20 protein-coding genes are annotated in these 22,877 nt (G+C 39.5%); 10 read left to right on the forward strand and 10 right to left on the reverse strand.

Annotated elements, in window-relative coordinates; all coding sequences use genetic code 11:
• Nucleotides 1-22: 22 nt before the first annotated feature.
• Nucleotides 23-1,276, reverse strand: coding sequence for a diaminopimelate decarboxylase (gene lysA / locus WNY79_RS12805; RefSeq protein ID WP_342876037.1), 1,254 nt, complete (start codon nt 1,274-1,276; stop codon nt 23-25).
• Complete coding sequence (locus WNY79_RS12810) at nt 1,277-1,471, reverse strand: lipoprotein (protein WP_076925567.1); 195 nt, start codon at nt 1,469-1,471, stop codon at nt 1,277-1,279.
• Between the two features lie 168 nt (nt 1,472-1,639).
• Here WNY79_RS12810 and cyaY point away from each other — a divergent pair, with 168 nt between their 5' ends.
• The 8 genes from cyaY to add all read left to right on the forward strand — a co-directional run bounded on the left by cyaY (nt 1,640) and on the right by add (nt 11,403).
• The gene (cyaY, locus tag WNY79_RS12815; RefSeq protein ID WP_002960979.1) at nt 1,640-1,963 is read left to right on the forward strand and encodes an iron donor protein CyaY; all 324 of its coding nucleotides are present in this window, start codon (nt 1,640-1,642) and stop codon (nt 1,961-1,963) included.
• Nucleotides 1,960-2,616, forward strand: coding sequence for a dienelactone hydrolase family protein (locus WNY79_RS12820; RefSeq protein ID WP_101217675.1), 657 nt, complete (start codon nt 1,960-1,962; stop codon nt 2,614-2,616). Before cyaY ends, WNY79_RS12820 begins: the two co-directional genes overlap by 4 nt.
• 22 nt (nt 2,617-2,638) lie before the next feature.
• Complete coding sequence (locus WNY79_RS12825) at nt 2,639-3,616, forward strand: DUF2914 domain-containing protein (protein ID WP_342876038.1); 978 nt, start codon at nt 2,639-2,641, stop codon at nt 3,614-3,616.
• A 35-nt stretch (nt 3,617-3,651) separates the two neighbouring features.
• Entirely contained in the window at nt 3,652-4,590 is a 939-nt protein-coding gene (gene hemC / locus WNY79_RS12830; protein ID WP_024598828.1) for a hydroxymethylbilane synthase, read from the forward strand.
• Nucleotides 4,591-6,432 (forward strand): uroporphyrinogen-III synthase, encoded by a 1,842-nt coding sequence (locus WNY79_RS12835; protein WP_342876039.1) that lies wholly within the window; start codon nt 4,591-4,593, stop codon nt 6,430-6,432.
• Nucleotides 6,429-7,538 (forward strand): heme biosynthesis HemY N-terminal domain-containing protein, encoded by a 1,110-nt coding sequence (locus WNY79_RS12840; RefSeq protein WP_342876040.1) that lies wholly within the window; start codon nt 6,429-6,431, stop codon nt 7,536-7,538. Before WNY79_RS12835 ends, WNY79_RS12840 begins: the two co-directional genes overlap by 4 nt.
• Nucleotides 7,539-7,587: 49 nt before the next feature.
• Nucleotides 7,588-10,275 (forward strand): CHASE domain-containing protein, encoded by a 2,688-nt coding sequence (locus tag WNY79_RS12845; protein WP_024598831.1) that lies wholly within the window; start codon nt 7,588-7,590, stop codon nt 10,273-10,275.
• 126 nt (nt 10,276-10,401) lie between these two features.
• Nucleotides 10,402-11,403 carry an adenosine deaminase gene (gene add / locus WNY79_RS12850; RefSeq protein WP_024598832.1) on the forward strand — a complete coding sequence of 334 codons (1,002 nt, stop codon included), beginning with the start codon at nt 10,402-10,404 and terminating at the stop codon, nt 11,401-11,403.
• Between the two features lie 58 nt (nt 11,404-11,461).
• Here add and WNY79_RS12855 read toward each other — a convergent pair whose 3' ends face one another.
• The 4 genes from WNY79_RS12855 to WNY79_RS12870 form a co-directional block, all read right to left on the reverse strand.
• The gene (locus WNY79_RS12855) at nt 11,462-11,872 is read right to left on the reverse strand and encodes a CBS domain-containing protein (protein ID WP_342876041.1); all 411 of its coding nucleotides are present in this window, start codon (nt 11,870-11,872) and stop codon (nt 11,462-11,464) included.
• Between the two features lie 168 nt (nt 11,873-12,040).
• Nucleotides 12,041-12,754 (reverse strand): NAD(P)H-flavin reductase, encoded by a 714-nt coding sequence (gene fre, locus WNY79_RS12860; protein WP_024589658.1) that lies wholly within the window; start codon nt 12,752-12,754, stop codon nt 12,041-12,043.
• 109 nt (nt 12,755-12,863) lie between these two features.
• Nucleotides 12,864-14,330 carry a 4-hydroxy-3-polyprenylbenzoate decarboxylase gene (gene ubiD / locus WNY79_RS12865; protein WP_007580574.1) on the reverse strand — a complete coding sequence of 489 codons (1,467 nt, stop codon included), beginning with the start codon at nt 14,328-14,330 and terminating at the stop codon, nt 12,864-12,866.
• A gap of 209 nt (nt 14,331-14,539) precedes the next feature.
• Entirely contained in the window at nt 14,540-14,821 is a 282-nt protein-coding gene (locus WNY79_RS12870; protein ID WP_294119778.1) for an MliC family protein, read from the reverse strand.
• Nucleotides 14,822-14,965: 144 nt separating this feature from the next.
• On the opposite strand from WNY79_RS12870, the gene WNY79_RS12875 reads away from it, so the two are divergent.
• Nucleotides 14,966-15,871 carry a DUF808 domain-containing protein gene (locus WNY79_RS12875; protein ID WP_342876042.1) on the forward strand — a complete coding sequence of 302 codons (906 nt, stop codon included), beginning with the start codon at nt 14,966-14,968 and terminating at the stop codon, nt 15,869-15,871.
• A 75-nt stretch (nt 15,872-15,946) separates the two neighbouring features.
• On the opposite strand, the gene WNY79_RS12880 is transcribed toward WNY79_RS12875, so the two are convergent.
• The 3 genes from WNY79_RS12880 to WNY79_RS12890 all read right to left on the reverse strand — a co-directional run bounded on the left by WNY79_RS12880 (nt 15,947) and on the right by WNY79_RS12890 (nt 20,655).
• Nucleotides 15,947-16,888, reverse strand: coding sequence for a tetratricopeptide repeat protein (locus tag WNY79_RS12880; RefSeq protein ID WP_342876043.1), 942 nt, complete (start codon nt 16,886-16,888; stop codon nt 15,947-15,949).
• Between the two features lie 106 nt (nt 16,889-16,994).
• Nucleotides 16,995-18,395, reverse strand: coding sequence for a M20/M25/M40 family metallo-hydrolase (locus WNY79_RS12885; RefSeq protein WP_342876044.1), 1,401 nt, complete (start codon nt 18,393-18,395; stop codon nt 16,995-16,997).
• Between the two features lie 181 nt (nt 18,396-18,576).
• Nucleotides 18,577-20,655, reverse strand: a complete 2,079-nt coding sequence (locus WNY79_RS12890) for a TonB-dependent receptor (RefSeq protein ID WP_342876045.1) — start codon at nt 20,653-20,655, stop codon at nt 18,577-18,579.
• A 191-nt stretch (nt 20,656-20,846) separates the two neighbouring features.
• On the opposite strand from WNY79_RS12890, the gene dbpA reads away from it, so the two are divergent.
• Nucleotides 20,847-22,235 carry an ATP-dependent RNA helicase DbpA gene (dbpA, locus tag WNY79_RS12895; RefSeq protein ID WP_076925590.1) on the forward strand — a complete coding sequence of 463 codons (1,389 nt, stop codon included), beginning with the start codon at nt 20,847-20,849 and terminating at the stop codon, nt 22,233-22,235.
• A 22-nt stretch (nt 22,236-22,257) separates the two neighbouring features.
• On the opposite strand, the gene WNY79_RS12900 is transcribed toward dbpA, so the two are convergent.
• Nucleotides 22,258-22,830 (reverse strand): DNA-J related domain-containing protein, encoded by a 573-nt coding sequence (locus tag WNY79_RS12900; protein ID WP_342876046.1) that lies wholly within the window; start codon nt 22,828-22,830, stop codon nt 22,258-22,260.
• Nucleotides 22,831-22,877: the final 47 nt, after the last annotated feature.

A 22,877-nucleotide genomic window follows, 5' to 3' on the forward strand; every position in this document is an offset into this window, starting at 1 on the left:
AGCTGCTAGTAGACAAAAACGTTTATGGTAAAACTTTCTCACCTTGATAAAGGCTTTCAATAGTTTCGCGTTCACGAATAAGATGATGCTGCTGACCATCTACCATTATTTCTGCAACACGCGGGCGCGAGTTGTAGTTTGAACTCATGGTAAAGCCATATGCACCCGCACTTCGCTGTGCGAGTAAGTCGCCTTGTTTAAGCGCTAGCTCACGATCTTTTCCTAAAAAGTCGCCGGTTTCGCACACAGGGCCCACAATATCAAAGTTGTGAGTAGGTGTTTCGTCGTCGCGAACTGATACCGGAATAATTTTTTGCCACGCTTGATAAAGCGCAGGGCGAAGCATGTCGTTCATACCTGCATCTACAATGGCAAAAAATTTGTCTTGGTTTTGTTTAATAAATTCAACTTGAGTAACTAAAATACCTGCGTTAGCTGCAATAGCGCGCCCTGGTTCAAAAATTAGTTCAAGGTGTTTATAGTTAGCTAAGCGCTCGGTAACTTGCGCTGCATATTCACTTGGGTGCGGTGGTTGCTCGTTGTTATATGGTACGCCTAAACCACCACCAATATCTAAGTGAGTTAGCTCAATACCATTAGTTTTTAGCTCATCAATAAGCGCCATTAATTTATCAAGGGCTTCTAAAAATGGTCTTACTTCAGTTAATTGAGAGCCAATATGGCAATCAACACCAATAATTTTTAAGCCCGGTAAAGCAGCTGCTTGTTGATAAACACTTATAGCCGTCTGAATATCAATACCAAATTTATTTTCTTTCAAACCAGTAGAAATATACGGATGTGTTTTTGCATCTATGTCTGGGTTTACGCGAATAGAGATAGGCGCTTCTAGGTTAAGCTCGCAAGCCACTTCAGAAATACGCTCAAGCTCAGAGGCCGACTCTACATTAAAACATTTAATCCCCAATTTTAATGCGTAAGCTATTTCGTCGGCTGTTTTAGCCACGCCTGAAAAAACCACTTTAGAAGCATCGCCTCCCGCTTTAATTACACGTGCAAGTTCGCCTTTGGATACAATATCGAAACCCGATCCTAGGCGCGCTAATATATTAAGCACGGCAATATTTGAGTTTGCTTTTACTGCGTAGCATACCAAGCTTTTATGATTTTTAGTGGCGTTAGCAAACGCTAAGTAATGGCGCTCAAATGTAGCACGCGAGTACACATAACACGGCGTACCGTATTGCTGCGCTATGCTTGCCACACTTACGTCTTCGGCAAATAATTGGTTGTTTTTGTAGTTAAAATAATCCATTTATTGCTCCTGACTTTGCAATGTTTTGGCTTGTTCAGCAGTAGTGACTGGCTGAGCTGTATTTTGAGGTTGGTTTTGCTCTGTTTGTTGCTCTGGTAAATATAACGGACCGCTTTGTCCGCAGCCAGCTAAGGCGCTTAACAGTACAGTGCTTATTAATAGTTTTTTTAATTGTAAGGTATGTGTCGCTTTCATTAGATTAATACGGTTGCTGGCTTTATAATCGCAGAGTAACAGAATATCTAAAAAATGCAGCTATTCGCGGATGATTTTATTCCTGTTACACTAGCTGCACATTTTTAAAGCTAATTCAAAGCTAAAACGTACCCAATATTAGGCGGCTCGCCTGCAAAGGAAATAACAATGACTGAACACGAATATCACCAATTAGCCGAAGCTCTTATGTTCACTATTGAAGAGCAAGTTGATGATTGCGAAGCTGATTTAGATTACGAATCGGCACAAGGTATTTTAGAAATTATTTTTCCTGATAAAAGTAAAATAGTGATTAACAAGCAAGCACCTCTTCATCAAGTATGGGTTGCGACTAAGTTTAACGGACATCATTTTGAAATGCGTGATGGGTTATGGATTGATAACCGCTCTGGCGCTGAATTTTGGGCATTTATAAATGAAGCCTCAACTCGTCAAGCAGGCCAAGAAGTTAAGTGGCAATCATCACTATGAGTTTAGAATTTGTAGAATATGCAGCCCAAAGTGAGCACAAAGCAACGGTTATTTGGTTACATGGTTTAGGTGACTCTGGGGATGGTTTTGCACCAGTAGCTCCGCAGCTTAATTTACCAAGTGAGCTTGGTATACGGTTTGTTTTTCCGCATGCACCAGTACAACCGGTCACCATAAATGGTGGCATGGAAATGCGCTCTTGGTACGATATTAAATCTATAGAATTAGATAAGCGTGCCGATGAACAAGGCGTAAGGGATTCGGCTGCAAAGGTAGAAGAGTTAATTAATAAAGAAATTGCTAATGGCATACCTGCTAATAAAATTATTTTAGCTGGTTTTTCTCAAGGTGGTGTTGTGTCTCTGCATTTAGCGCCGCGCTTTGAGCAAAAGCTTGGGGGTGTTATGGCGCTTTCTACTTATATGTGTGTGCCGCAAAAATTTGCTGATGAAGCAAAGCATACCGATTTAAATGTATTTATGGCTCATGGCAGCCAAGATAACGTTGTACCGCATAGTGCGGGTAAAAGTGCGTTTGAAGTATTAACAGCACATAACATGGATGTAAGCTGGCAAGAATATCCAATGGCTCACCAAGTTTGCGCAGAAGAATTGCAAGCTATTCGCCAATGGTTAATTGCTCGTTTAAGCTAATTTTGGAACCGCTGAGGTCAATATGAGTCAAAAAATAGTTATTAAAGCAAATGTTAAACGCGAACTACAAGAGAGTGTACCAACGGTAAGCTACGAGTGGAATTGGCGTCGTATTGTGAGTATTGCTATGTTGGTATTAATGACCTCTGCAGCAGTTGTGTATGGCTTAACAACGTCAGCCAGTGCAGAGCAAGGTGAGCATCCAAATGAGCAGGAACAATTTTTAAGCTTTAGTAGTAACGCTCAAAACCAGGCAAGCGTTGAAGTTACCGATGTTGAGCCTCAATCATCAGTAAACAATAGCCCTAATGAGCCTGCAGAGGTAATGCAAGCTCGGATTGAACCGTTGTCAGCTGAGCAAAATGAGGTTGAGCAAAACATATCAATTAATGCACCGGCTAAAGCGGATCCTGTAAATACTGATACAGTTTTACTAGCTAACAACGATATTGTGATTGATCAAAGTGAGAGTATTAATACTGAGTTAAACTCAGACCTTGATAATGATCTACAAGAAGAAACCGAAGAAGCTCAAAACGTAGCTGAACCTGCTAATCAAACAGAGTTACTTTTAGATTTAGAAAGTGATGATGGTGCATTGAGTGGCACTGAAGGTTTTTCACCAACAGCACAAGTGGCAAGTGTGGCATTGGGCGCGCAAATAGACACAGGTAAAATTAGCCGTGCAGTACTGACTCGCAAAGTAAGTAAGCGTGAACCTACTAATGTGTTTGCTGCTGATATTAGATTAAGTCAGTTTGATGAAGGACTATCGTTTTTTAGCGAGATTAAAAATCTTCAAGGCCAGCAAGTTAAGCATATTTGGTCGTTTGAAGGTGAAATTATGGCTGAAATTACACTTGATGTTACTTCGCCTCGCTACAGAACGTACTCAACAAAAAATATCATGGACTCACAAACAGGCCATTGGCGTGTTGATGTAGTTGATGAGCAAGGCAATTTAATTGCCCAAAAAGAATTTAGAATTTTAGCTGAATAAAGCTAGCTAAACGCAGTAATTAATTGGATACCCCTATGATAGAAAAAACAAAATTAGTACGCATTGCAACGCGCAAAAGCGCCTTAGCACTTTGGCAGGCCGAATTTGTGAAAGCAGAGCTTGAGCGTTTTCATGCAGATGTGCGCGTAGAATTAGTCCCAATGTCGACGCAAGGGGATATAATTTTAGATACGCCATTGGCAAAAATAGGCGGTAAAGGCTTATTTGTTAAAGAGCTAGAGCAAGCAATGTTAGATGGCCGAGCTGATATTGCCGTACATTCTATGAAGGACGTGCCAGTAGAGTTCCCAGAAGGATTAGAGCTGTATACTATTTGTGAGCGTGAAGATCCGCGTGATGCGTTTGTATCAAACAATTTTGCTAATTTAAACGAGCTACCACAGGGCGCCATTGTGGGTACTTCTAGCTTACGCCGTCAGTGCCAAATTAAAGCACTTCGCCCTGATTTAGATATTCGTGATTTGCGCGGTAATGTAAATACGCGTTTAGGTAAATTAGATGACGGCCAATATGATGCTATTATTTTAGCGGCTGCAGGGCTTATTCGTTTGAAAATGGAGTCGCGTATTGCTGACTACATTGAGCCAGAAGTGTCATTACCGGCAAATGGTCAAGGTGCTGTAGGTATTGAATGCCGTATTGATGATGAAGTAACAAAAGCATTACTTGCACCACTTGAGCATACCCAAACACGTATTCGCGTAAACGCAGAACGTTCAATGAACCGCTATTTAGAAGGTGGTTGCCAAGTTCCTATTGGTGCTTATGCATTAGTTGATGGCGAGCAGGTACATTTGCGTGGTTTAGTTGGTGCTGTTGATGGCAGCGAAATTTTACGTGACGAAGTAACAGGTCATGTAAATGATGCAGAAGAACTAGGTATTGAGCTTGCTAAAAAATTATTAGCTCAAGGCGCAGACAAAATATTAGCTGAAGTTTATAGAGACGCATAAATGACACATATTCTGATAACTCGGCCCGAAGGAAAAGGCGCAGCCCTTGCACAGCAATTAGAGCAAGCGGGTTATCAGGCGTCTTTATTTCCGGTATTAAAAATAACGCATTTAACACCCTCCAGCACTGAACTTAGTCCGCTGTTAAATGCAGATAAAATAATATTTATATCGCAAGATGCAGTCAGTGCACTTTCGCAATTAAAACCCGATATAAATACCAAAGCGCAGTTTTATGCAGTTGGACAACAAACAGCCGACATTATATATGAGCAATTTGGTGTGCGCGCAGCAGTACCGAAGCAGTATGATTCAGAAGGGTTACTTGCGCTTAAATCACTCGCCGAGGTTGATGGCAGTAATATAGTGTTAGTTAAGGGGCAAGGTGGCCGCCCTGAGTTAGCTAAAACGCTGAAAGAGCGCGGTGCTTTTTTAAATAATTGTATTGTGTATAAGCGTGAACCCACAGAGAGTATTACTCCTAACTGGACAGACCACTGGAAAAGCCAGAATGTACACGGTATAGTCATAACAAGTAATGCAGCAGTTGATGCTATATTTAAAAGCCTTACTGCACACCAACTACAATGGTTACAACAGTGCCGATTTTATGTTGCAAGCGAGCGGATAGCCGCTTATTTAAAGTTGCAACAGGTAAGTTCGGCTAATATACACATTGCAGCAGGGGCAAGCGATAATGCTATGTTTACCTGCATAAATCAGCAAGGTAGCAACATGAGCGAACAGTCAAAGCCAGTTACGGCAGAAAAAGCCACACCAACAATAGCTAACACGGCCTCAGCTAAATCAGCTAAGCAAGAGCCAGCAGCCGCTAAAAACACTGCAAATAAAAATAAACAAAAAGTTAGCAAAGTTGCAGTGCTTGCACTTCTTATTTCGCTAATTGTGGCCTCAGGCGTGGGTTACGAGTTTTATCAAAAATTAAATGCGGGTAAGGCTCAAAACCTGGCCGCGAATGAGTTGAGTGAGCAAAATAAGTCACTCGCCCAAGAGCTGCAAGCACTTAAGTCAGCACAATCTAATTTGCAGCAAGCGCTATTTAATAGTGAGAAAAAAGTTGCCGCAGCACTCAGTGAAAGTGCAACTCAAAATCAGCAAGAACTAAAAGCAGCTTTGCAAAAAGCGCAGCAACAAGGTTCGTCTTTAAATCCACAAGAAGTGACCAGTTTGCAGCGTATGGCTGAATTTAAACTATGGGCTGAAAAAGATTACCAAGGCACTAGTGCTGTTTTAAAGCGCTTAGATGCATTACTTAGCGAACATCCAGGAACAGTTGAAGTTCGCCAAGCTATTATGCAAGACATACAAACACTTGATAGCCTTAAACCTATAGCAACAGAGGCTATTTATTTACAGTTAAATAGTGTGTTAACTAGTGTTGATAACTTAGCTTTTAATGCGGTTAACTTGCCAGAAGAAGCGGCTGCAATAGATGAAAACGCTTTAAGTGATGACGTGAGTGATTGGCAGCAAAACCTGAGTAATAGTTGGAATAAAATTGTGGATAGCTTTATTACTATTCGCCAGCACGAAGGTGTTTCCATTGAGCCATTACTTACGGATCAAGAGCGCCATTTATTAAATCAACGTATAAAGCTTAATATAACTCAGGCACAAGATGCACTTATGAGTAAGCAGGCGAGTATTTTCTTTAGCGCCTTAAGTGAAGCAAAACGTTTAGTTGGTGAGTACTTTAAGCAAGACGATGATACAACTAAAACGGTACTTAAAGCGTTGTCTAAACTTGAAAAAGAGCAGCTTAACTTTAATCCAAAAGTAACCTTAAACAGTACACAAAAGGTTAAGGAGTGGGCGCAATGATAGGGCTAATTATTTTAATTGTAGCTATTGTTGTCGTACTAGCGGTTACTCCATTTGTGCTAGATGAAAAAGGTTATGTACTTATTTCATTTAACAACACGACGATAGAAGGCACGATAGTATCGTTTTGTATAATGGCAGTCATTACCGCTGTTGTTTTATATTTAACATATAAATTAATTCGTTATTTATTATCGATTTATCATAATACTAAGCATGGCTTTTTTGCACGTAGCCAAGAGCGCAAACAAGCAGCTATTGAGCAGGCTCTGTGGAGTGCTATTAATGATGATTACGAGCACGTAGAAAAGGCTCTATCGGGTAATAGCGTACCAGATAAGTTTGAAGATATTCGCTTAGCATTACTTGCAAAAGCAGCGCTTGCTAATAATCAAACAGATAAAGCACTTGAGCGTTTATTTGAAATAAGCCCAGAACATCAATTAAAAGTAGCAAAGCTATGGTTGGCAAGTGGCGACAGTAGCGCGATTGAATCACAAATGCGTATTAGCGCAGAAGCTAAAAAAGCCACCGCACTTGAGTTAAAACTTTATGCAGAAGTATTGGTACAGCAACAACACTTTAGTGCGCTTGAAGAGTTTTTACCGCGTTTACTACGCAAAAAAGCACTTACTGATGCACAGTGGACGCAGTTATTTAGTGCTTACTTTAATGCGTTAGATGCAGGTCAACTGAGTGAAAAATATAAACAGCTACCTAAAAAACTGCAAGTTCATGCCCACACTGCTTATTTAATGCAAATGGCGCAAGTAGGTCAATTGGCTGTTATTGAGGGTGACCTAATTAAAATGGTTAAACACAACGAACAGCATGCGCAACTGGCTAATATATTAAGTAAAGCGACGTCTGCCGATGTAGCTAAACTGCAAGTAAGCATCCAAGATCGTCTTAAAAAGGATGATTCAAATAACTCATTATTACTTGCATTGGCTTGCCTGGCCAACGCGCAAGGTGATTATGACTTAGCAGCTAGGATTTTTGATAAAGCACTGAATAGTGACAATAAAAAACAGTTCTCTGAACAAGCTGTTTTAAGTTATAAAAATAGTGCACAGGCAGAAAAGGCGCTCGTTTTATATCAATAAATGACTACACTATAACTACTTAGCATTTTGTAGTTCAGGAGCACAAGCATTGAGAAAGTTTTTAATATTAACCCTTAGCTTGGCTTGTGCTTACTTCTTTACTGGGTATTTTAGCAACTCACTTCTTTCTGTAGATGGCTATGCGGTCGCCTCTTGGCCGCCCTCAGGAATTGCTTTAGCGAGCTTTTTAATTTGGGGGCGTAAGTCATTTATTGGCCTTATTCTTGGTGCTTTCTGTACTAACTTAATTCATCTTGATAACACTGTAGATATTCTTCATTTTAATGTGCTTTTACAAGCTATTTGCGTCACTTTAGCCTCTGTTTTACAGGCTTGGATTGGTCGTCAAATTATAGTAAATGTTATTAAGGCGCCGCTAGATTTATCTTCTTTAAAACACAGTGTGCAGAGCCTAATAGTAGCAGGGCCAATATGCTGTGTTATTGCAGCAGGTGTGGGAACTAGCTTATTAGCATTGAATAATGTGATCCCGACCAATGCTATTTTTGATAATTTTGTCGCATGGTGGATTGGCGACAGTATTGGTGTACTTATATTTACACCGCTAGTACTGGCTGCTTTTAACTACACGCAAGTACGCCATCGTATGCTGGTGATTTTACCTTCACTATTAATTTATATACTAATTAGCGTTAGTTTTTATGGTGCTGCCAGTGTTAAAAAAGAAAAAGACATTCAAAAGCAAGAAGCCAAAATACTTGTTGTGCAAAATGCTATAAGCCAGAAGCTCGATGGTATTACTGCTCACTTAGGATTGTTAGCTACATACTTTGCTAGTAGTGATAACGTGAATTTTAAAGAGTTTAAACAGTTTACTTCAAAGCAATTGGACTATAGCCAAGAAATTTTAGCATTTGAATGGATACCTTATGTATCAGCAAATAAACTCACTGATTTTGAAACACATGAAAATACAGCTACAGGCAAACCTTTATACATAAAAGAAAAGTCACTAGATGGAGCTTGGCAACCTGCAGGTGATCGTAGAAATTACTTTCCTGTAAAATATGTATATCCATTAGAGGGCAATGAAGATGCTTTAGGATTTGATTTGGCTTCAAGTAAAGTAAGAGGAGTAGCGCTTAGCAAAGCGAAAACACTCAATGAGCTAGCACTAAGTGAGCCAATTAATTTAGTCCAAAATACATCAGAGAAGGGAGTGCTCTTTTTATATCCTGTTTTTGGTGAATCATCTACCGAAGATGATTTTCAAGGTTTTGTGGCCGCTATTGTTAGCCTCAAGCGCTTATCGCAAACATTGTTATTTGATCACAACAATTCAATTTCAGCCAATTTTTTTGATACAACGATACCAGGGAAAAAGCAGGCAATTTATATTGCCGATACCGATAACTCGCAAATGCTGTTTAAAGAATATCAATTGTTGATTGGCAAACGCATGTGGCAGGTCGAGTTATATGAACCAATAGTTAGAACGTCTTGGTTAATGTATTGGCTTGCACAAATAGTAGGGATGTTGTTTGTGTGGCTATTGATTACATTTTTGATTTCAGTTACTGGTACAAACATACAAATTCGCGAACAAGTGGCAAAGCAAACACATACTTTACGTAAAGAAAAACAAAAAGCAGATGAAGCGAGTCATATTAAGGGACAATTTTTGGCAAATATGAGCCACGAAGTCCGCACCCCTATTAACGGTATAAAAGGGCTGCATTATTTAGCGCTACAGCAAAATGATTGGCAACAAGCAAGAAGTTACATTGAACAAGCAGATGGGGCACTTGGTGTTTTACTGCGGGTATTAAACGATGTGCTCGACTTTTCAAAAATGGAAGCAGGCAAGCTAGACTTAATACAAGAGCCCATTAATGTAGCGAGTTTAGCGGATGAAATGCTCAATTTACTTCAGTTTGAAGCTGACATTAAATCAATAAAGTTAAGTCTCGATTTTGATAAAACATCAAATTTGGTTATTAATGCCGATCCAATCCGCTTAAAACAAGTGCTGCTGAATCTGCTCAATAATGCGGTTAAATTTACAGGAGCAGGTGAGATAACTCTGAAAATTTGGCAATCTAAAAAAATGACTTACTTCAGTATTAACGATACGGGTATTGGTATTAGTAGCGAAGCACAAAAACAATTATTTAAACCGTTTGCGCAAGCCGATAGCTCAACCTCTCGTCAATATGGTGGCACTGGCTTAGGGTTAAGTATTTGTAGAAAATTGGTTGAACTAATGGGCGGTGCAATTGATTTAGTTAGTTATGAAGGAAAGGGCTCTACATTCACATTTAGTTTGCCGCTCATCTCGCCTTTACCAAAAGCAGAGCAAATACAGCAGCAATATAACGAAATAGATGTAAGTACTTTATCATTCACAAACTATAAATTACTTTTAGTCGAAGACAACCCGCTTAATCAGCATGTTGCCAATGCCATTTTAAAAACAAAAGGGTGTATTGCCGACATTGCTAACGATGGTTTTGAAGCCATAGAAAAGCTAACCGAAAATAGCTACGACATTGTTCTTATGGATATTCAGATGCCAAGAATGGATGGACTCCAAGCAACAAAAGTCATTCGTTGTGATTTAGGGTTAATTGATTTACCCATAATAGGACTATCGGCGAACGCCCATGACGATGATGTTAAAAAGGCATTAGCCTCGGGAATGAATAGTTATATTACTAAACCTATTGATGCAAATACGCTTTTTAAAACTCTTTGGCATTATTTATCAAATAAATAAGTAACGCTATTTTTTGCACAAAAAGCAGACATATGACCGCTTAAACTTAACGCAAACCATATACACTTGAAAAATAACTATATCTGCGTATCATGCGCGCAAATTTAACTAAACTGGGTTGCTATTATGATCAATAGAAAATTACCTTTGCTAGATATTCACCGTCATTTAGACGGTAATGTACGTGCGCAAACCATATTAGAACTTGGTCGTCAGTTTAATATAGAGTTACCTGCAGATAACGTTGAGGCATTAATTCCTCATGTTCAAGTTATTGACCCTGAGCCAAACCTTATGGCTTTTTTACAAAAGCTAGATTGGGGTGTCACTGTACTTGGTGACTACGATGCGTGTAGACGCATAGCGATTGAAAACATTGAAGATGCACAAGCGCAAGGCCTTGATTATGTAGAGCTTCGCTTTAGCCCTTACTACATGGCGCAGAGCCAAGGTTTACACCCTGAAGGGGTTGTAGAAGCGGTTGTTGATGGTATTAAATCAGCAACAAAGGGTGCAAATATAAAAGCTAACTTGATTGGTATTTTATCGCGTACTTATGGCGTAAAAACATGTCAAAAAGAGCTTGATGCATTACTCGCATTTAAAAATGATTTAGTGGCTGTTGATTTAGCCGGTGACGAAATTGGTTTTCCGGGGGAGTTATTTGTAGATCACTTTAAGCAAGTACGAAATGCTTATTTAGCTTCGACTATTCATGCTGGAGAGGCACTTGGTGCCCCAAGTATTTGGCAAGCAATTAACGAGCTAGGTGCGAGCCGAATAGGGCATGGCGTTAAAGCAATTGAAGATCCAAAATTAATGGATTACTTACGCGATAACCGTATTGGTATTGAGTCGTGCTTAACAAGTAATATTCAAACTAGCACAGTGAACGACTTAGCTAAACACCCACTTAAACAGTTTTTAGATCACGGTATTTTAGCGTGTATTAATACTGATGACCCAGCAGTTGAAGGCATTGAAATTGAGTACGAATATACTGTTGCAGCACCTAAAGCTGGTTTAACACAAGCTGATATGGAAAAAGCGCAAAAAAATGCGTTAGAAATAGCATTTTTAAGCGATGGCGATAAAAAAGAACTTTCAGCACTCGTTAGCGCGCGTTAATTTAAGAACATTAAAAATGCCGCTTTATAAGCGGCATTTTTGTATCTGTAAATTATATTTAGTGTGTTTGGCAGCTCATGTAATTATCGTAGAGTGCTTTAAGTACATCTGCTCGGCTGATCATGCCGATTACTTTAACACCCTCTACAACAGGGTAGTTTTTTGGTTTACCAGGCTGCATCTGCTGTGCAAGCTCGATAATGTTGGTATCGCCGCTAACAGTCACTACCTCTGTTTGCATAAGTTGCGATACTTTAACCATCCCATCACAAAAATAACTGCTTTGCGTAAGCGGTTTTAAAAGTTCATGCTCTGAGATAAATCCGACTAGGCATTTATCTTTATCAAATACTGGTGCGCCAAGTAGTTTAAATTCTTGTAGTTCTGCTATGGCTGTCGTCATTTCTGTATCTGGTGTGATATTTGGCAACTTGCGTTGCATAAAATCTTTTACTTTTGTATTTAGCATTTGGGTCTCTCCCGCTGATGTTCTATACAAAGTATGGTTTATAGATAGGGATTTAGGAAATTGTTTATATTGATGAGGTTGATAGATTTTAACTATTAAATATTTTTTGCTATATAAAATAAAAGCACCGATTAGGTGCCTTTATTTATAACTGAAAGTAAATTTCAATTATTTGATAAATGCGAATGCATCTGCATACATGTTTTCGCGTATTGCACCATGAGTAATAAAGTCATCACGCACTATACCTATCATGTCAAAACGACCGGCCATATAAATATCGTATGGTTCAAGTGATACAATATCTTGCATTACCGCTTTATGTACATAGCCAGTGTGACCTTGCCAATTAGCAGATGGATTTTCTACCACAGGGATAAACTCAAAGTTTTTGTGGCTATCGGCCCATGTTTGCATTTCTGTATGTGCGTATAATGCTGACTCTTCTTTTACACCCCAGTAAAATAATACAGGACGGTCGCACTTAATTTCAGCTAAGTGATCAGCCATTGATTTTGCGTATGAAAAACCAGTGCCACCGGCAAGTAAAATAATAGGGCGCTCACATTGCAGGCGCAACTGTGAAATACCTAAGCCAGCTTCAATGTCTACTAACTGCCCTGTGGTATGGGCGTTTCGTAAATGTTCCAGCGATTGCATTGCATACGAATCGGCACCTGACGCGCCAATATGTAGTTCTATTGCATCGCACTGTGAAGGGCGGCTAGCTATAGAAAAAGCACGTTTGTCTTTTTCGCCCAATACGAGTTGCATGTATTGGCCAGCTTCAAAGGTCACAGGTTGTTGTGGCTTTAAAATTACTTTATGAACAAATTCTGTAAGTGGGCTGATAGCTACAACTTCAGCTTTTAATGTTTGCATTTTTTACCTTTTAGCAGCGCTTTTAACAGCAGATACGCAATCGAATGACTCGATTCTAGCATATCTGCAGGGTTATTTTATAGCCTGTTATGTACTTACATATAAACACTTAAAGAATATTAAGGCTTTCCCAAATATCATCTACGCGGTCTTTGGTGTCTTTATCCATAACAATAGGCTCGCCCCATTCGCGGGTGGTTTCGCCAGGCCATTTATTGGTAGCATCCATTCCCATTTTTGAACCAAGGCCAGAGACTGGCGATGCAAAATCGAGATAATCAATAGGTGTGTTTTCTATTAATGTTGTATCGCGAGCAGGATCCATTCGGGTTGTTATAGCCCAAATAACATCTTCCCAATCACGGGCATTAATATCGTCATCGCACACAATTACAAACTTAGTATACATAAACTGACGTAAGAACGACCAAACTCCCATCATCACGCGCTTGGCATGACCAGGATATTGTTTTTTCATTGTTACAATCGCCATACGGTACGAACACCCTTCAGGCGGAAGGTAAAAATCAACGATTTCAGGAAATTGCTTTTGTAATATCGGCACAAACACTTCATTAAGTGCTACACCTAAGATCGCAGGCTCATCAGGCGGACGACCAGTAAATGTGCTGTGATAAATAGGGTCTTTACGATGCGTTAAGTGAGTCACGGTCATAACAGGAAAGTCGTCTACTTCATTATAGTAACCAGTATGATCGCCATAAGGGCCTTCTGGCGCCATTTCACCTGGCATAATGTAACCTTCAAGTACTATTTCTGCACTGGCAGGGACTTGCAAGTCATTGGAAATAGATTTAACAACTTCGGTTCTGCTACCACGTAATAAACCAGCAAACGCATATTCGCTTAATGTGTCGGGTACAGGCGTTACTGCACCTAATATAGTAGCAGGGTCGGCACCTAGTGCTACCGAGACAGGGTAAGGTTGCCCTGGATTTTCTTTACACCATTCTTGAAAATCAAGCGCGCCACCACGGTGTGATAACCAACGCATAATTATTTTATTTTTGCCTAATAGCTGCTGGCGATAAATACCTAAATTTTGGCGCTTTTTATAAGGCCCTTTAGTTACGGTAAGGCCCCAAGTAATTAATGGTGCTGCGTCACCTGGCCAGCAATGCTGAATAGGTAATTTAGTTAAGTCTACATCATCACCCTCTAAAACTACTTGCTGACAAGGCGCTTTTTTAACTTCTTTTGCTGGCATATTAAGCACTTGCTTAAAAATCGGTATAGCGCCTAGAGCTTCTTTAATGCCCTTTGGTGGATCTGGCTCTTTTAAAAAAGCGAGTAGCTTACCTACTTCGCGCAGCTCACTAACATCGGTTTGGCCCATGCCCATTGCTACGCGTTTAGGTGTACCAAACAAGTTGGTAAGCACCGGCATATCGTAGCCTTTTGGGTTTTCGAATAATAACGCGGGACCTTTAGCACGCAATGTGCGATCAGATATTTCGGTCATTTCAAGATACGGGTCGATTTCTTGGGTGATACGTTTAAGTTCGCCTTTTTTTTCAAGCAAATCGATAAAATCACGTAGATCTTTATATTTCATTGTGGGCCGCTATTAAGCAAAAGAGTTGAAGTATTATACCCAGTTCATACAAGGCAAGTCATTATTTGCACTCAAAACTTAGAGTACCCTCAATACAGTTTAAATATGTATGAGTTAATTAGTTTTTAACTTGGCTTTATAGGGTGGTTATTCTTTTAGTACGCTTTATTACTTTATTTAGTTCAGCATTGAATTGGATATATTATTTTTTACTCTGTAACGCATTGGTATTTTTTTCCTGCAATTATTAGCATTGCATTGTTACCTTTCCCCCAAAATAAAACATCTTCATTTATATATTTATTACCGGATGCACTTCTTTCGCGATTAAGTAAATAAGTATGATTATTGAAAGTAAGCTCAGCATTGCTCTGATTAATAACATTAAGATTAACAGTGCTTTTATCACATAAGTAGGTGGTACTTATTTGCGGGTCGTTACATGCCGTTAAGCTAAGTAAACCGGACACTATAGCCAAATATACTTTCATCATTCCTCCATTTACTTTTAAGCCACTATTTTTAGATGACTTATCTGTTTTGTTTGTATGAGAATAACAAAGCAAAATTAACCGTTGGTGAAAATTACGCTTTACGTTATGTTTATAGCAATATTTTTTGAGCTCGGAAGCTTTATGGCAGGCACTAACCTTTTAACGTTATTAGACGATATAACCACTTTACTTGACGACATTGCGACTATGAGTAAGGTAGCAACAAAAAAAACGGCTGGTGTACTAGGCGATGACTTAGCACTCAATGCCCAGCAGGTTACAGGTGTTGCAGCAGAGCGTGAATTACCTGTTGTTTGGGCTGTAGCAAAGGGCTCATTTTTAAATAAAACGATACTCGTACCCGCCGCTTTATTAATAAGCGTATGGCTGCCTTGGTTAATAACACCTCTGTTAATGATGGGGGGTTTATTTTTATGTTTTGAGGGAGCTGAAAAAGTATTTGCTAAGTTTTTGCCTCATCACAATGAAGTGGTAGATGAGGATGAAAAATTAGACTTAGTCGAATACGAAAAGCAAAAAATAAAAGGCGCCATAAGAACCGACTTCATTCTTTCTGCCGAAATTATTGTTATTACTTTAGGCACAGTGGCTGGTGCTACCTTGCTTAACCAAGCTTTAGTGCTTTGTGTTATCGCAATTATAATGACGATTGGCGTTTATGGCTTGGTGGCCGGTATTGTAAAATTGGATGATGCAGGGCTTTATTTACTTAATCAATCTAAAGTGTCAGCAAATAAATTTAAAGAGTTACTCGGAAAAGGCTTACTAGCTGCTGCACCTAGATTAATGCAGTTTTTAGCTTTTGCAGGCACCATTGCGATGTTTTTAGTAGGCGGTGGTATTTTAGTACATGGCGTTGAGTTACTACATCATACTCAGTTGGATGTAACAAGCTATGCTCAGTCTGTTGCTGGCGGCACAGGAGAAGTATTAGCGCCTCTCTTGTTTGATGGTTTGCTAGGCGTTATTGCTGGCTTAGTTGTTGTGCTTATACATGTAAGTTATACAAAGTTATCTAAAAAATAATTAATAGCTGGCGTATTTACTACGCCAGCTTTATAAAAACCGACTTTTAGTCAATTGATAACTTACCTAATCGATTTACCCGCATTCAGCTATTTCACAAAGAGATTCTAGTTCAAATTGTGCTTTAGTATTTTTTTTCTCAATGGCCCTTTTATACCAGTAAATAGCTTGTTGATGATTTTGAGCTATTCCTTCACCATCACGATACATCTGCGCTAAATTTAATTGCCCCCACTGAGAGCCTGCTTCAGCAGCTAATTTAAAGCTATCAAATGCTTCAACAAATAATCCATCTTTAAAATAAATAATGCCTTGTTGATTATTTTTATCGAGCTTTAAGCCTTTATATAGTGGCTTAGGTTTAGGAGGAAACATCACAAATCCGCCATAAAGGCTGTTGGCATATGGGCGTAGTACGTCGTAAATAACTTCGTCATTATATAAGCGCTTTATTTCATTGCGGGGGAGAGTAATGGTGTTAGTTGAAAAATAGTTATTTTGTACCAATTGGCTAGTACGCATTGCCAGCGTAACACTGTTGTTTCGTTTATAGCTGTAGTTACTTACTTGAAAGGTAGTAAATTGCGCGTCAAAACTTATCACCTGAGCTATTTTTAGGTTTGTAAGAGTCCAAGGTTCATGGGTAAATTTATCAGCCTGTACTAAATAGGTATCGTATAGTTTTGGCGTGCTTAAGTAATTTTGCTTTTGAGCTTCGTTATCAAGATGCTGTTGATAAAAGAAGGTGATTATCCAAAGCAATAAAAAAGTGCCAATAAAGTACTTAGGTAGGCTTAGTTTTTCTATTAATAGTAGCTGCGTTATTTTTACAGGTTCGTTTTTTCCGCATTGATAGCACTCGCGTTTGTAATTTAATTTTAAGGCGAGCATGGGCAAAATACTAAACCGTAAATAGCGGCTTTTATTTATTAAATGGTAGGCGTCGCTTTGACAGTGAGGGCAGCGTATTGTTTGTGCAAAATGTGGAAATGATTCACTCGTGTTGAAAAGTAACATAAAGCACGCTCCTTGTTTAATTACCTAAAGGTAAAACAAGGAGCGCATTAATCAAAGCAACAAACTGTAAGTAAGTATGTCAGTTACTGTTTAACCTGAGTTCAGGTTATTTAGTTTGCGCCTTAGGCTTGATTGTTGTTTTAGCATCGGCAGCCATTAAAGCAAATACGGCGTATGCTGCAGTATTTTGACGAAGCTTAGCGGGTGTTACTTTATCAAGTGTATCGTCAGCTGTATGGTGGTAATCAAAGTAATCAGTTCCATCTTGAGCAAGTTCAAAAATAGGTGCTGACGTTGCATTCTTAAGTGGAATTAGATCCGGGCCTCCATTCGCTTGGTTTTTACCAATGTATTCAACATTTAATGGTGCAAGCTCTTTTGCTATTGCGCGTACTACAGGAAGCGAAGCAGCATCTACATTTGACTCAAAAGCGTATACTACATCGGCACCAAAGTCAGACTCAGCGGCTGCAACAATATTGCTTAACTCGTTTTTATGCTCTTCAAAATAAGCTTTTGCACCCCAAAGACCTAGCTCTTCAGCTGCAAAAAGTACCACACGAATACTGCGCTTAGGACGTTTTACATCGCTAATATGTTTAGCGGCTGCCATTGTTAGTGCAACGCCTGCGCCGTCATCTAGTGCGCCAGTCCCTAAGTCCCAAGAATCTAAATGCCCGCCAATTAATACATATTGCTCAGGGTTTTCGGTACCATTAAATTGGCCAATAACGTTATAACCTGTTCCTTCACCTAGATTTTCGGTTTGCACATTAATATTTACCGACACGTCTTTATTTAATGCAATAAGTCGTGCGATTTGGTCTGCATCTGGGTTAGCAATTGTTACGTTAGGTATTTTTGTAACACCTTCTTTGTAGTAACTACCGCCAGTGTGAGCAAAACGATGATGGCCGGTACTTACTGATCGCATCATGTAGGCAACAGCCCCTTTTTTAGAGGCTTCTATAGCGCCTGTGCCACGTGCTTTTACAGCCGGTCCGTAACCATTGCCGTCTATATCGCGGTTCATGCGGTAATTAATATACGCAATTTTACCTTTTAAGCTGTTATCTGGTGCAGCAATTAACTCATCAAGTGTTTCGAACAAGACTACTGGTGCTGTGATCCCATCTTTTGGTGTACTTATACTGTTACCTAATGCAGTTAAATGAAGAGGTTGCTCGCTTGGTGTTAGTATTTTTCCGCTTTCGCTATAACGGCGCCATTCAGGGAAGGTTGCTTCTTCAAGCCATACTTTATCAAAACCAAGCTCATTAAATTTAGCTTTAGCCCATGCCACTGCTTTTTTATCATTTTCAGTACCAGGTAAGCGAGGGCCAACCTCAGTTGTTAATGACTCTAGTAATTTATAGCTTAAATCACTATTTAGAGCAAAGGTGCGCACTTCGTCTACTTGTTGTAATTGCTTTTGGGTAAATTCGGCATTGTTAGCGTTTGCAGCCATACTGCTAGTAAGCAGCAGTGCGGTAATTAATTTTTTCATTTTGGTAGGCCTTTTTAATAATTAGCGCTATTAGAACATGTAACAAACATGATAAAAAATAGATGAGATGAATAGGCTTTGTAATAGGTTTAATGCTGTTAGGTATAAACGTTTAGATATAAAAAAAGCCCGCGTAAATGTACGCGGGCTATATTTTAAAACTATTATTTTAAGCGTTTAATTAAAAGCTAAATTGCGCAGCTAAACGAAGATTTGTGCCTTCGCCAACAGTTACATTACTAGTACCGCCACCACCTAAATAGTTTTTATCAAATAAGTTTTCGATATTAAGGCGTAAATTAATATCGGTATTACTTAAGTTAAATTTATAAGTAGCACCTACATCAACGCGAGTGTACGCATCTTTAGTAATTGTATTGGCGCTATCAGCAAAACGCTCGCCTTCGTAAAAAGCACCTGCATTAAGTGCAATTGCGTCGTTTAATTCATAACGTGTCCAAAGTGATGCCGACCATTTTGGTGCATCGGTAGGGCGTTTGCCTTCAAGTTCTTCGTCACGCTCAAAGTTTGCATCGAGGTACATAGTTGACGCCATAACAAATAAACGGTCAGTAGCGGCACCTTGAGCGCTTAGCTCAACACCTTTATGACGTTGTTCACCTACTTGGTTTGTTTCACTTGTGAATGACCCAATAGGAACTTCAAGCTGTTCGCTAACAAGAGTACCTTCTTTGCTAATATCAAAAATAGCACTGGTAAGCATTAGGCGGTCATCAAATAACTGCCATTTAATGCCAATCTCTCTTTGCTCAGACGTAATAGCATCTAATTTCATACCGTTATTTACATCTGTTTCATCAATTAAGGTTTCACTACCTTGAGGCTCGAAACCTTCTGAGTAACTAGCGTATATAGTTGCAGAAGCATTTGGGTGATAAAGCACGCCTACTTTTGGTACAAATGATTCGTTATCTGCATCTTCTCGCGTTTGCTTATCGTAACGTCCACCTAGCGATAATTGCCACTCTGGCGAAAACGAAATTAAGTCTTGAACGTAAATACCGTAGTAGTCGTATTCAGTTTCGCTTATTGTATTATCTGTTTTATAGCTTACTGATGGGCGAGATGGTTCTGCTTGCCCTGCTGAAAAGTCGAAGTAGTCGGCAGACGTGCGGCGTTGTCCATAGTAGTAATCCAATGAGTTTGCGCCAATTAATAATTGGTGTTGAATACCAGCTGTTTCAAATTCACCAATAAAATCAATAAATGCGGTTTTAAACTGCCAATCGTCAAAACGATCGTAAGGGCGAGATTCATAGCTGTCACCTTCAGCAAAGCCGCCTGGCATACGCGGTGCTGACTCAAAGCGTTGGCGCTCAAACGTTTGTTCGTTATAGCCAAGCTTTACCTGCCAGTTATCGGTTAAAAATACCTCTAGGTCTACACCTACGTTTTCTACCGTTATATCGGTAAATGCCCAAGACATATCACGAATTGTTTTGTCGCTACCAATTACTTTGGCGTTATCGTCTATCCATGCACCCGTATCTAAACCTGCTTCGTCGTCTGTACGGTCGTAATGCACGCGTACTAATGCATTGTCGCTAATATCGTAATCTACAACTAAAGCACCTAAAAAGCGGTCACGCTCACGGTTTTCACCATTTTGATATTCACGCCAGTAATCTACGTCTTGCTTTACTAATATGCCACGTGCACGTAAATCTTCAGATTCAGTCAAGGCACCACTGGCATCCATCATAAAACGAGTTGAGCCATGCTGATCTACATCGGCACTGGCATTAAACAGTGTAGTTACAGTTGGTTTTTTGGTTACCATGTTAACCAAGCCACCAGGGCCTGACTGACCGTATAAAATGCTTGATGGGCCTTTAATTACTTCAACTTGTTGTAAAATTTCGATTGGTTGTTGATAGTGAGACCAATGCTGATGACCGTCGCGTAAATAACCTGTTGATGAGCTTAGCTCAAACCCACGTAGGTTAAATACTTCACGGTTTCGTTGCTGTGAGCCTGCCGTTAAGCTGGCGTCATTTGTTAGCACTTCGCCAAGTGTAGTGGCGAGCTGTTCGTTAACAATAGTGTCTGTTATTACGGTTACAGATTGTGTGGTTTCAAGTAATGAAGCTGATGTTCTCATTGCGCCATTAGCGTTGTCTACTTTGTAGTCGTTAAAGTAGCTACCTTTTACTTCTATACGTTCAAGGTCGGTAGAGTTTGCATATGCGTTTGTTGTAATGCTTGCCAGTAGTGCTAGGTAAAGAGAATTCAGTTTCATTGATTGCTTCCAGCGCAGTTATGTAAAAAACAATCGCGATCTTAATGCAAACTACTATCATTTTCAACACCTTTTGTTAACGTACTTTATTATGTGTTTGTTAATGGTTGCTAATTACGAATTCTGCTATTATTAGTGGCATATTTAGTGGGGCTTTCCCCCACGTTATTTTTATTGCTATGGAACTTACTGTGACTTCAACTGCTTTTTCATCTTTGGCTTTACCGGCTGGACTCGTTGATAATTTATCAACACTTGGCTATGCCCACATGACACCCGTACAAGCACAAAGTTTACCGCCTGTACTTGCTGGTAAAGACATCATTGCTCAGGCAAAAACCGGTTCAGGTAAAACTGCTGCGTTTAGCTTGGGTGTACTCGCTAAATTAAACGTAAAACGCTTTCGTATTCAGTCGTTAGTTTTATGCCCAACCCGAGAGCTTGCTGAGCAGGTTGCGGTTGAAATGCGAAAATTAGCACGCGGTATCCACAATATTAAAATATTAACGCTATGCGGTGGTGTATCAATTGGTCCTCAAATTGGCTCGCTTGAACATGGTGCACATATTATTGTTGGCACGCCTGGGCGTGTTGACGACCATATTCGTAAAGGTACTTTACGTTTAGATGATGTTGAAACATTGGTGCTTGATGAAGCCGATCAAATGCTTGATATGGGTTTTCAAGACACACTTGATGCAATTATTGAGCGTATTCCACAAAATCGTCAAACATTGTTATTTAGTGCTACATTCCCAAGAGCTATTGAAGCAATTGCTAAGCGTGTACTTAAAAACCCAGAAATGGTTAAAGTAGAAGAAGAACAAGCCAAAAGTACAATTAAGCAGTACTTCTACAAAATGGATAATAATAAGCAGCGCTACCCAACGCTAAAATTATTACTACTTAAATTTACACCACAAAGCTGTGTTGTATTTTGTAATACCAAAGTAGAAACACAACAAGTGTGTGACGATTTAGCTGACGAAGGCTTTAGTGCTGTTTCGCTACACGGTGATTTAGAGCAGCGCGATCGTGAACGTACGTTAATTCACTTTTCAAATAAAAGTGCTTCAATACTTGTTGCTACCGATGTTGCTGCACGTGGCTTAGATATTGATGATATGGATATGGTTATTAACTACCATTTGGCACATGATACGCAAACACATGTTCACCGTGTTGGTCGTACTGGGCGCGCTGGTAAAAAGGGCATTGCATGCTCTATTTACGGTGAAGCAGAAGCGTTTAAAATTGCTCAAATAGGCGAACATTACGAGCGTGATATTACGCCAGAGCAAATGCCACCATTTAATTTATTAGACAAGCCGCCGTACCGCCCTGAAATGGTTACTTTAATGATTGATTCAGGTAAAAAGCAAAAAGTGCGCGCTGGTGATATTTTAGGTGCTTTAACGGGTAAAGATGGTGTTGCAGGTCGTCAGGTAGGTAAAATTAACGTACTTGATAACGTAGCATTTGTTGCTGTTGAACGTAACTCATCAAAACCCGCGCTTCGTAAATTAACCGAAGGTAATATTAAAGGGCGAAAAATCCGCGCTCGTCGCCTTACTCGTTAATTTAAACTTCTAAATTAATAGATTAACGAGCAGCTACCTTTAGCTGCTCGTATTGTAATTTTATTTTTTTAAACTTCACTTCACACCCACTTGGTTTATCTGGGTGCATTTGTAATGCAAGTTGTCTCCAGCGCTTTTGAACGTTTTTAAGAGTAAAATTTTCAGGTAACTTCCATTCTAAAGCCAACTCTTTAAATTCATTTTCATTTAAAGCCTGTTGTGGCGGCAGCGTTTTAAACTGACGCCAAAAGCTATTTAAAAGCTCATCAATCTGCTCTTCACTAGTATCGTAATTATGCCAATCTAAATAATAATCTCGCAAATTCTCGTTTGTTGTTACTAAACTATTATCTCCTTTTTCTAAAAGCTCGATATGCAGAGCTGAAATGAGTAAACTCTGAGGGCATAATTGTGCCTGCAGTTGGTACAGTGCATTCATAATTAAAAAGTTACGTTTAAATAAATCACGTTCAGGACTTTTATCGAGAGTGGTCATAGCGCTACGGGTGGTCAGTTCTGCTGCTAAAGTATGAACTTGCCAAACCTGCTTTGTTAGTATTAGCTCAAAAATCTCATCAATCAGTGGGTTAAGCATTGTTTAGGCCCTAGTAGTTGGTGTATCTTCAATAAAGATTACACTGA

Source organism: Pseudoalteromonas sp. AS84 (genome assembly GCF_038900255.1).
In the GTDB taxonomy this organism is placed as follows: domain Bacteria; phylum Pseudomonadota; class Gammaproteobacteria; order Enterobacterales; family Alteromonadaceae; genus Pseudoalteromonas.

Coding starts and splice junctions, on each gene's coding strand:
- lysA (WP_342876037.1), bottom strand. CDS start 1,276: ATGGATTATTTTAACTACAAAAACAACCAATTATTTGCCGAAGACGTA.
- WNY79_RS12810 (WP_076925567.1), bottom strand. CDS start 1,471: ATGAAAGCGACACATACCTTACAATTAAAAAAACTATTAATAAGCACT.
- cyaY (WP_002960979.1), top strand. CDS start 1,640: ATGACTGAACACGAATATCACCAATTAGCCGAAGCTCTTATGTTCACT.
- WNY79_RS12820 (WP_101217675.1), top strand. CDS start 1,960: ATGAGTTTAGAATTTGTAGAATATGCAGCCCAAAGTGAGCACAAAGCA.
- WNY79_RS12825 (WP_342876038.1), top strand. CDS start 2,639: ATGAGTCAAAAAATAGTTATTAAAGCAAATGTTAAACGCGAACTACAA.
- hemC (WP_024598828.1), top strand. CDS start 3,652: ATGATAGAAAAAACAAAATTAGTACGCATTGCAACGCGCAAAAGCGCC.
- WNY79_RS12835 (WP_342876039.1), top strand. CDS start 4,591: ATGACACATATTCTGATAACTCGGCCCGAAGGAAAAGGCGCAGCCCTT.
- WNY79_RS12840 (WP_342876040.1), top strand. CDS start 6,429: ATGATAGGGCTAATTATTTTAATTGTAGCTATTGTTGTCGTACTAGCG.
- add (WP_024598832.1), top strand. CDS start 10,402: ATGATCAATAGAAAATTACCTTTGCTAGATATTCACCGTCATTTAGAC.
- WNY79_RS12855 (WP_342876041.1), bottom strand. CDS start 11,872: ATGCTAAATACAAAAGTAAAAGATTTTATGCAACGCAAGTTGCCAAAT.
- fre (WP_024589658.1), bottom strand. CDS start 12,754: ATGCAAACATTAAAAGCTGAAGTTGTAGCTATCAGCCCACTTACAGAA.
- ubiD (WP_007580574.1), bottom strand. CDS start 14,330: ATGAAATATAAAGATCTACGTGATTTTATCGATTTGCTTGAAAAAAAA.
- WNY79_RS12870 (WP_294119778.1), bottom strand. CDS start 14,821: ATGAAAGTATATTTGGCTATAGTGTCCGGTTTACTTAGCTTAACGGCA.
- WNY79_RS12875 (WP_342876042.1), top strand. CDS start 14,966: ATGGCAGGCACTAACCTTTTAACGTTATTAGACGATATAACCACTTTA.
- WNY79_RS12880 (WP_342876043.1), bottom strand. CDS start 16,888: ATGTTACTTTTCAACACGAGTGAATCATTTCCACATTTTGCACAAACA.
- WNY79_RS12885 (WP_342876044.1), bottom strand. CDS start 18,395: ATGAAAAAATTAATTACCGCACTGCTGCTTACTAGCAGTATGGCTGCA.
- WNY79_RS12890 (WP_342876045.1), bottom strand. CDS start 20,655: ATGAAACTGAATTCTCTTTACCTAGCACTACTGGCAAGCATTACAACA.
- WNY79_RS12900 (WP_342876046.1), bottom strand. CDS start 22,830: ATGCTTAACCCACTGATTGATGAGATTTTTGAGCTAATACTAACAAAG.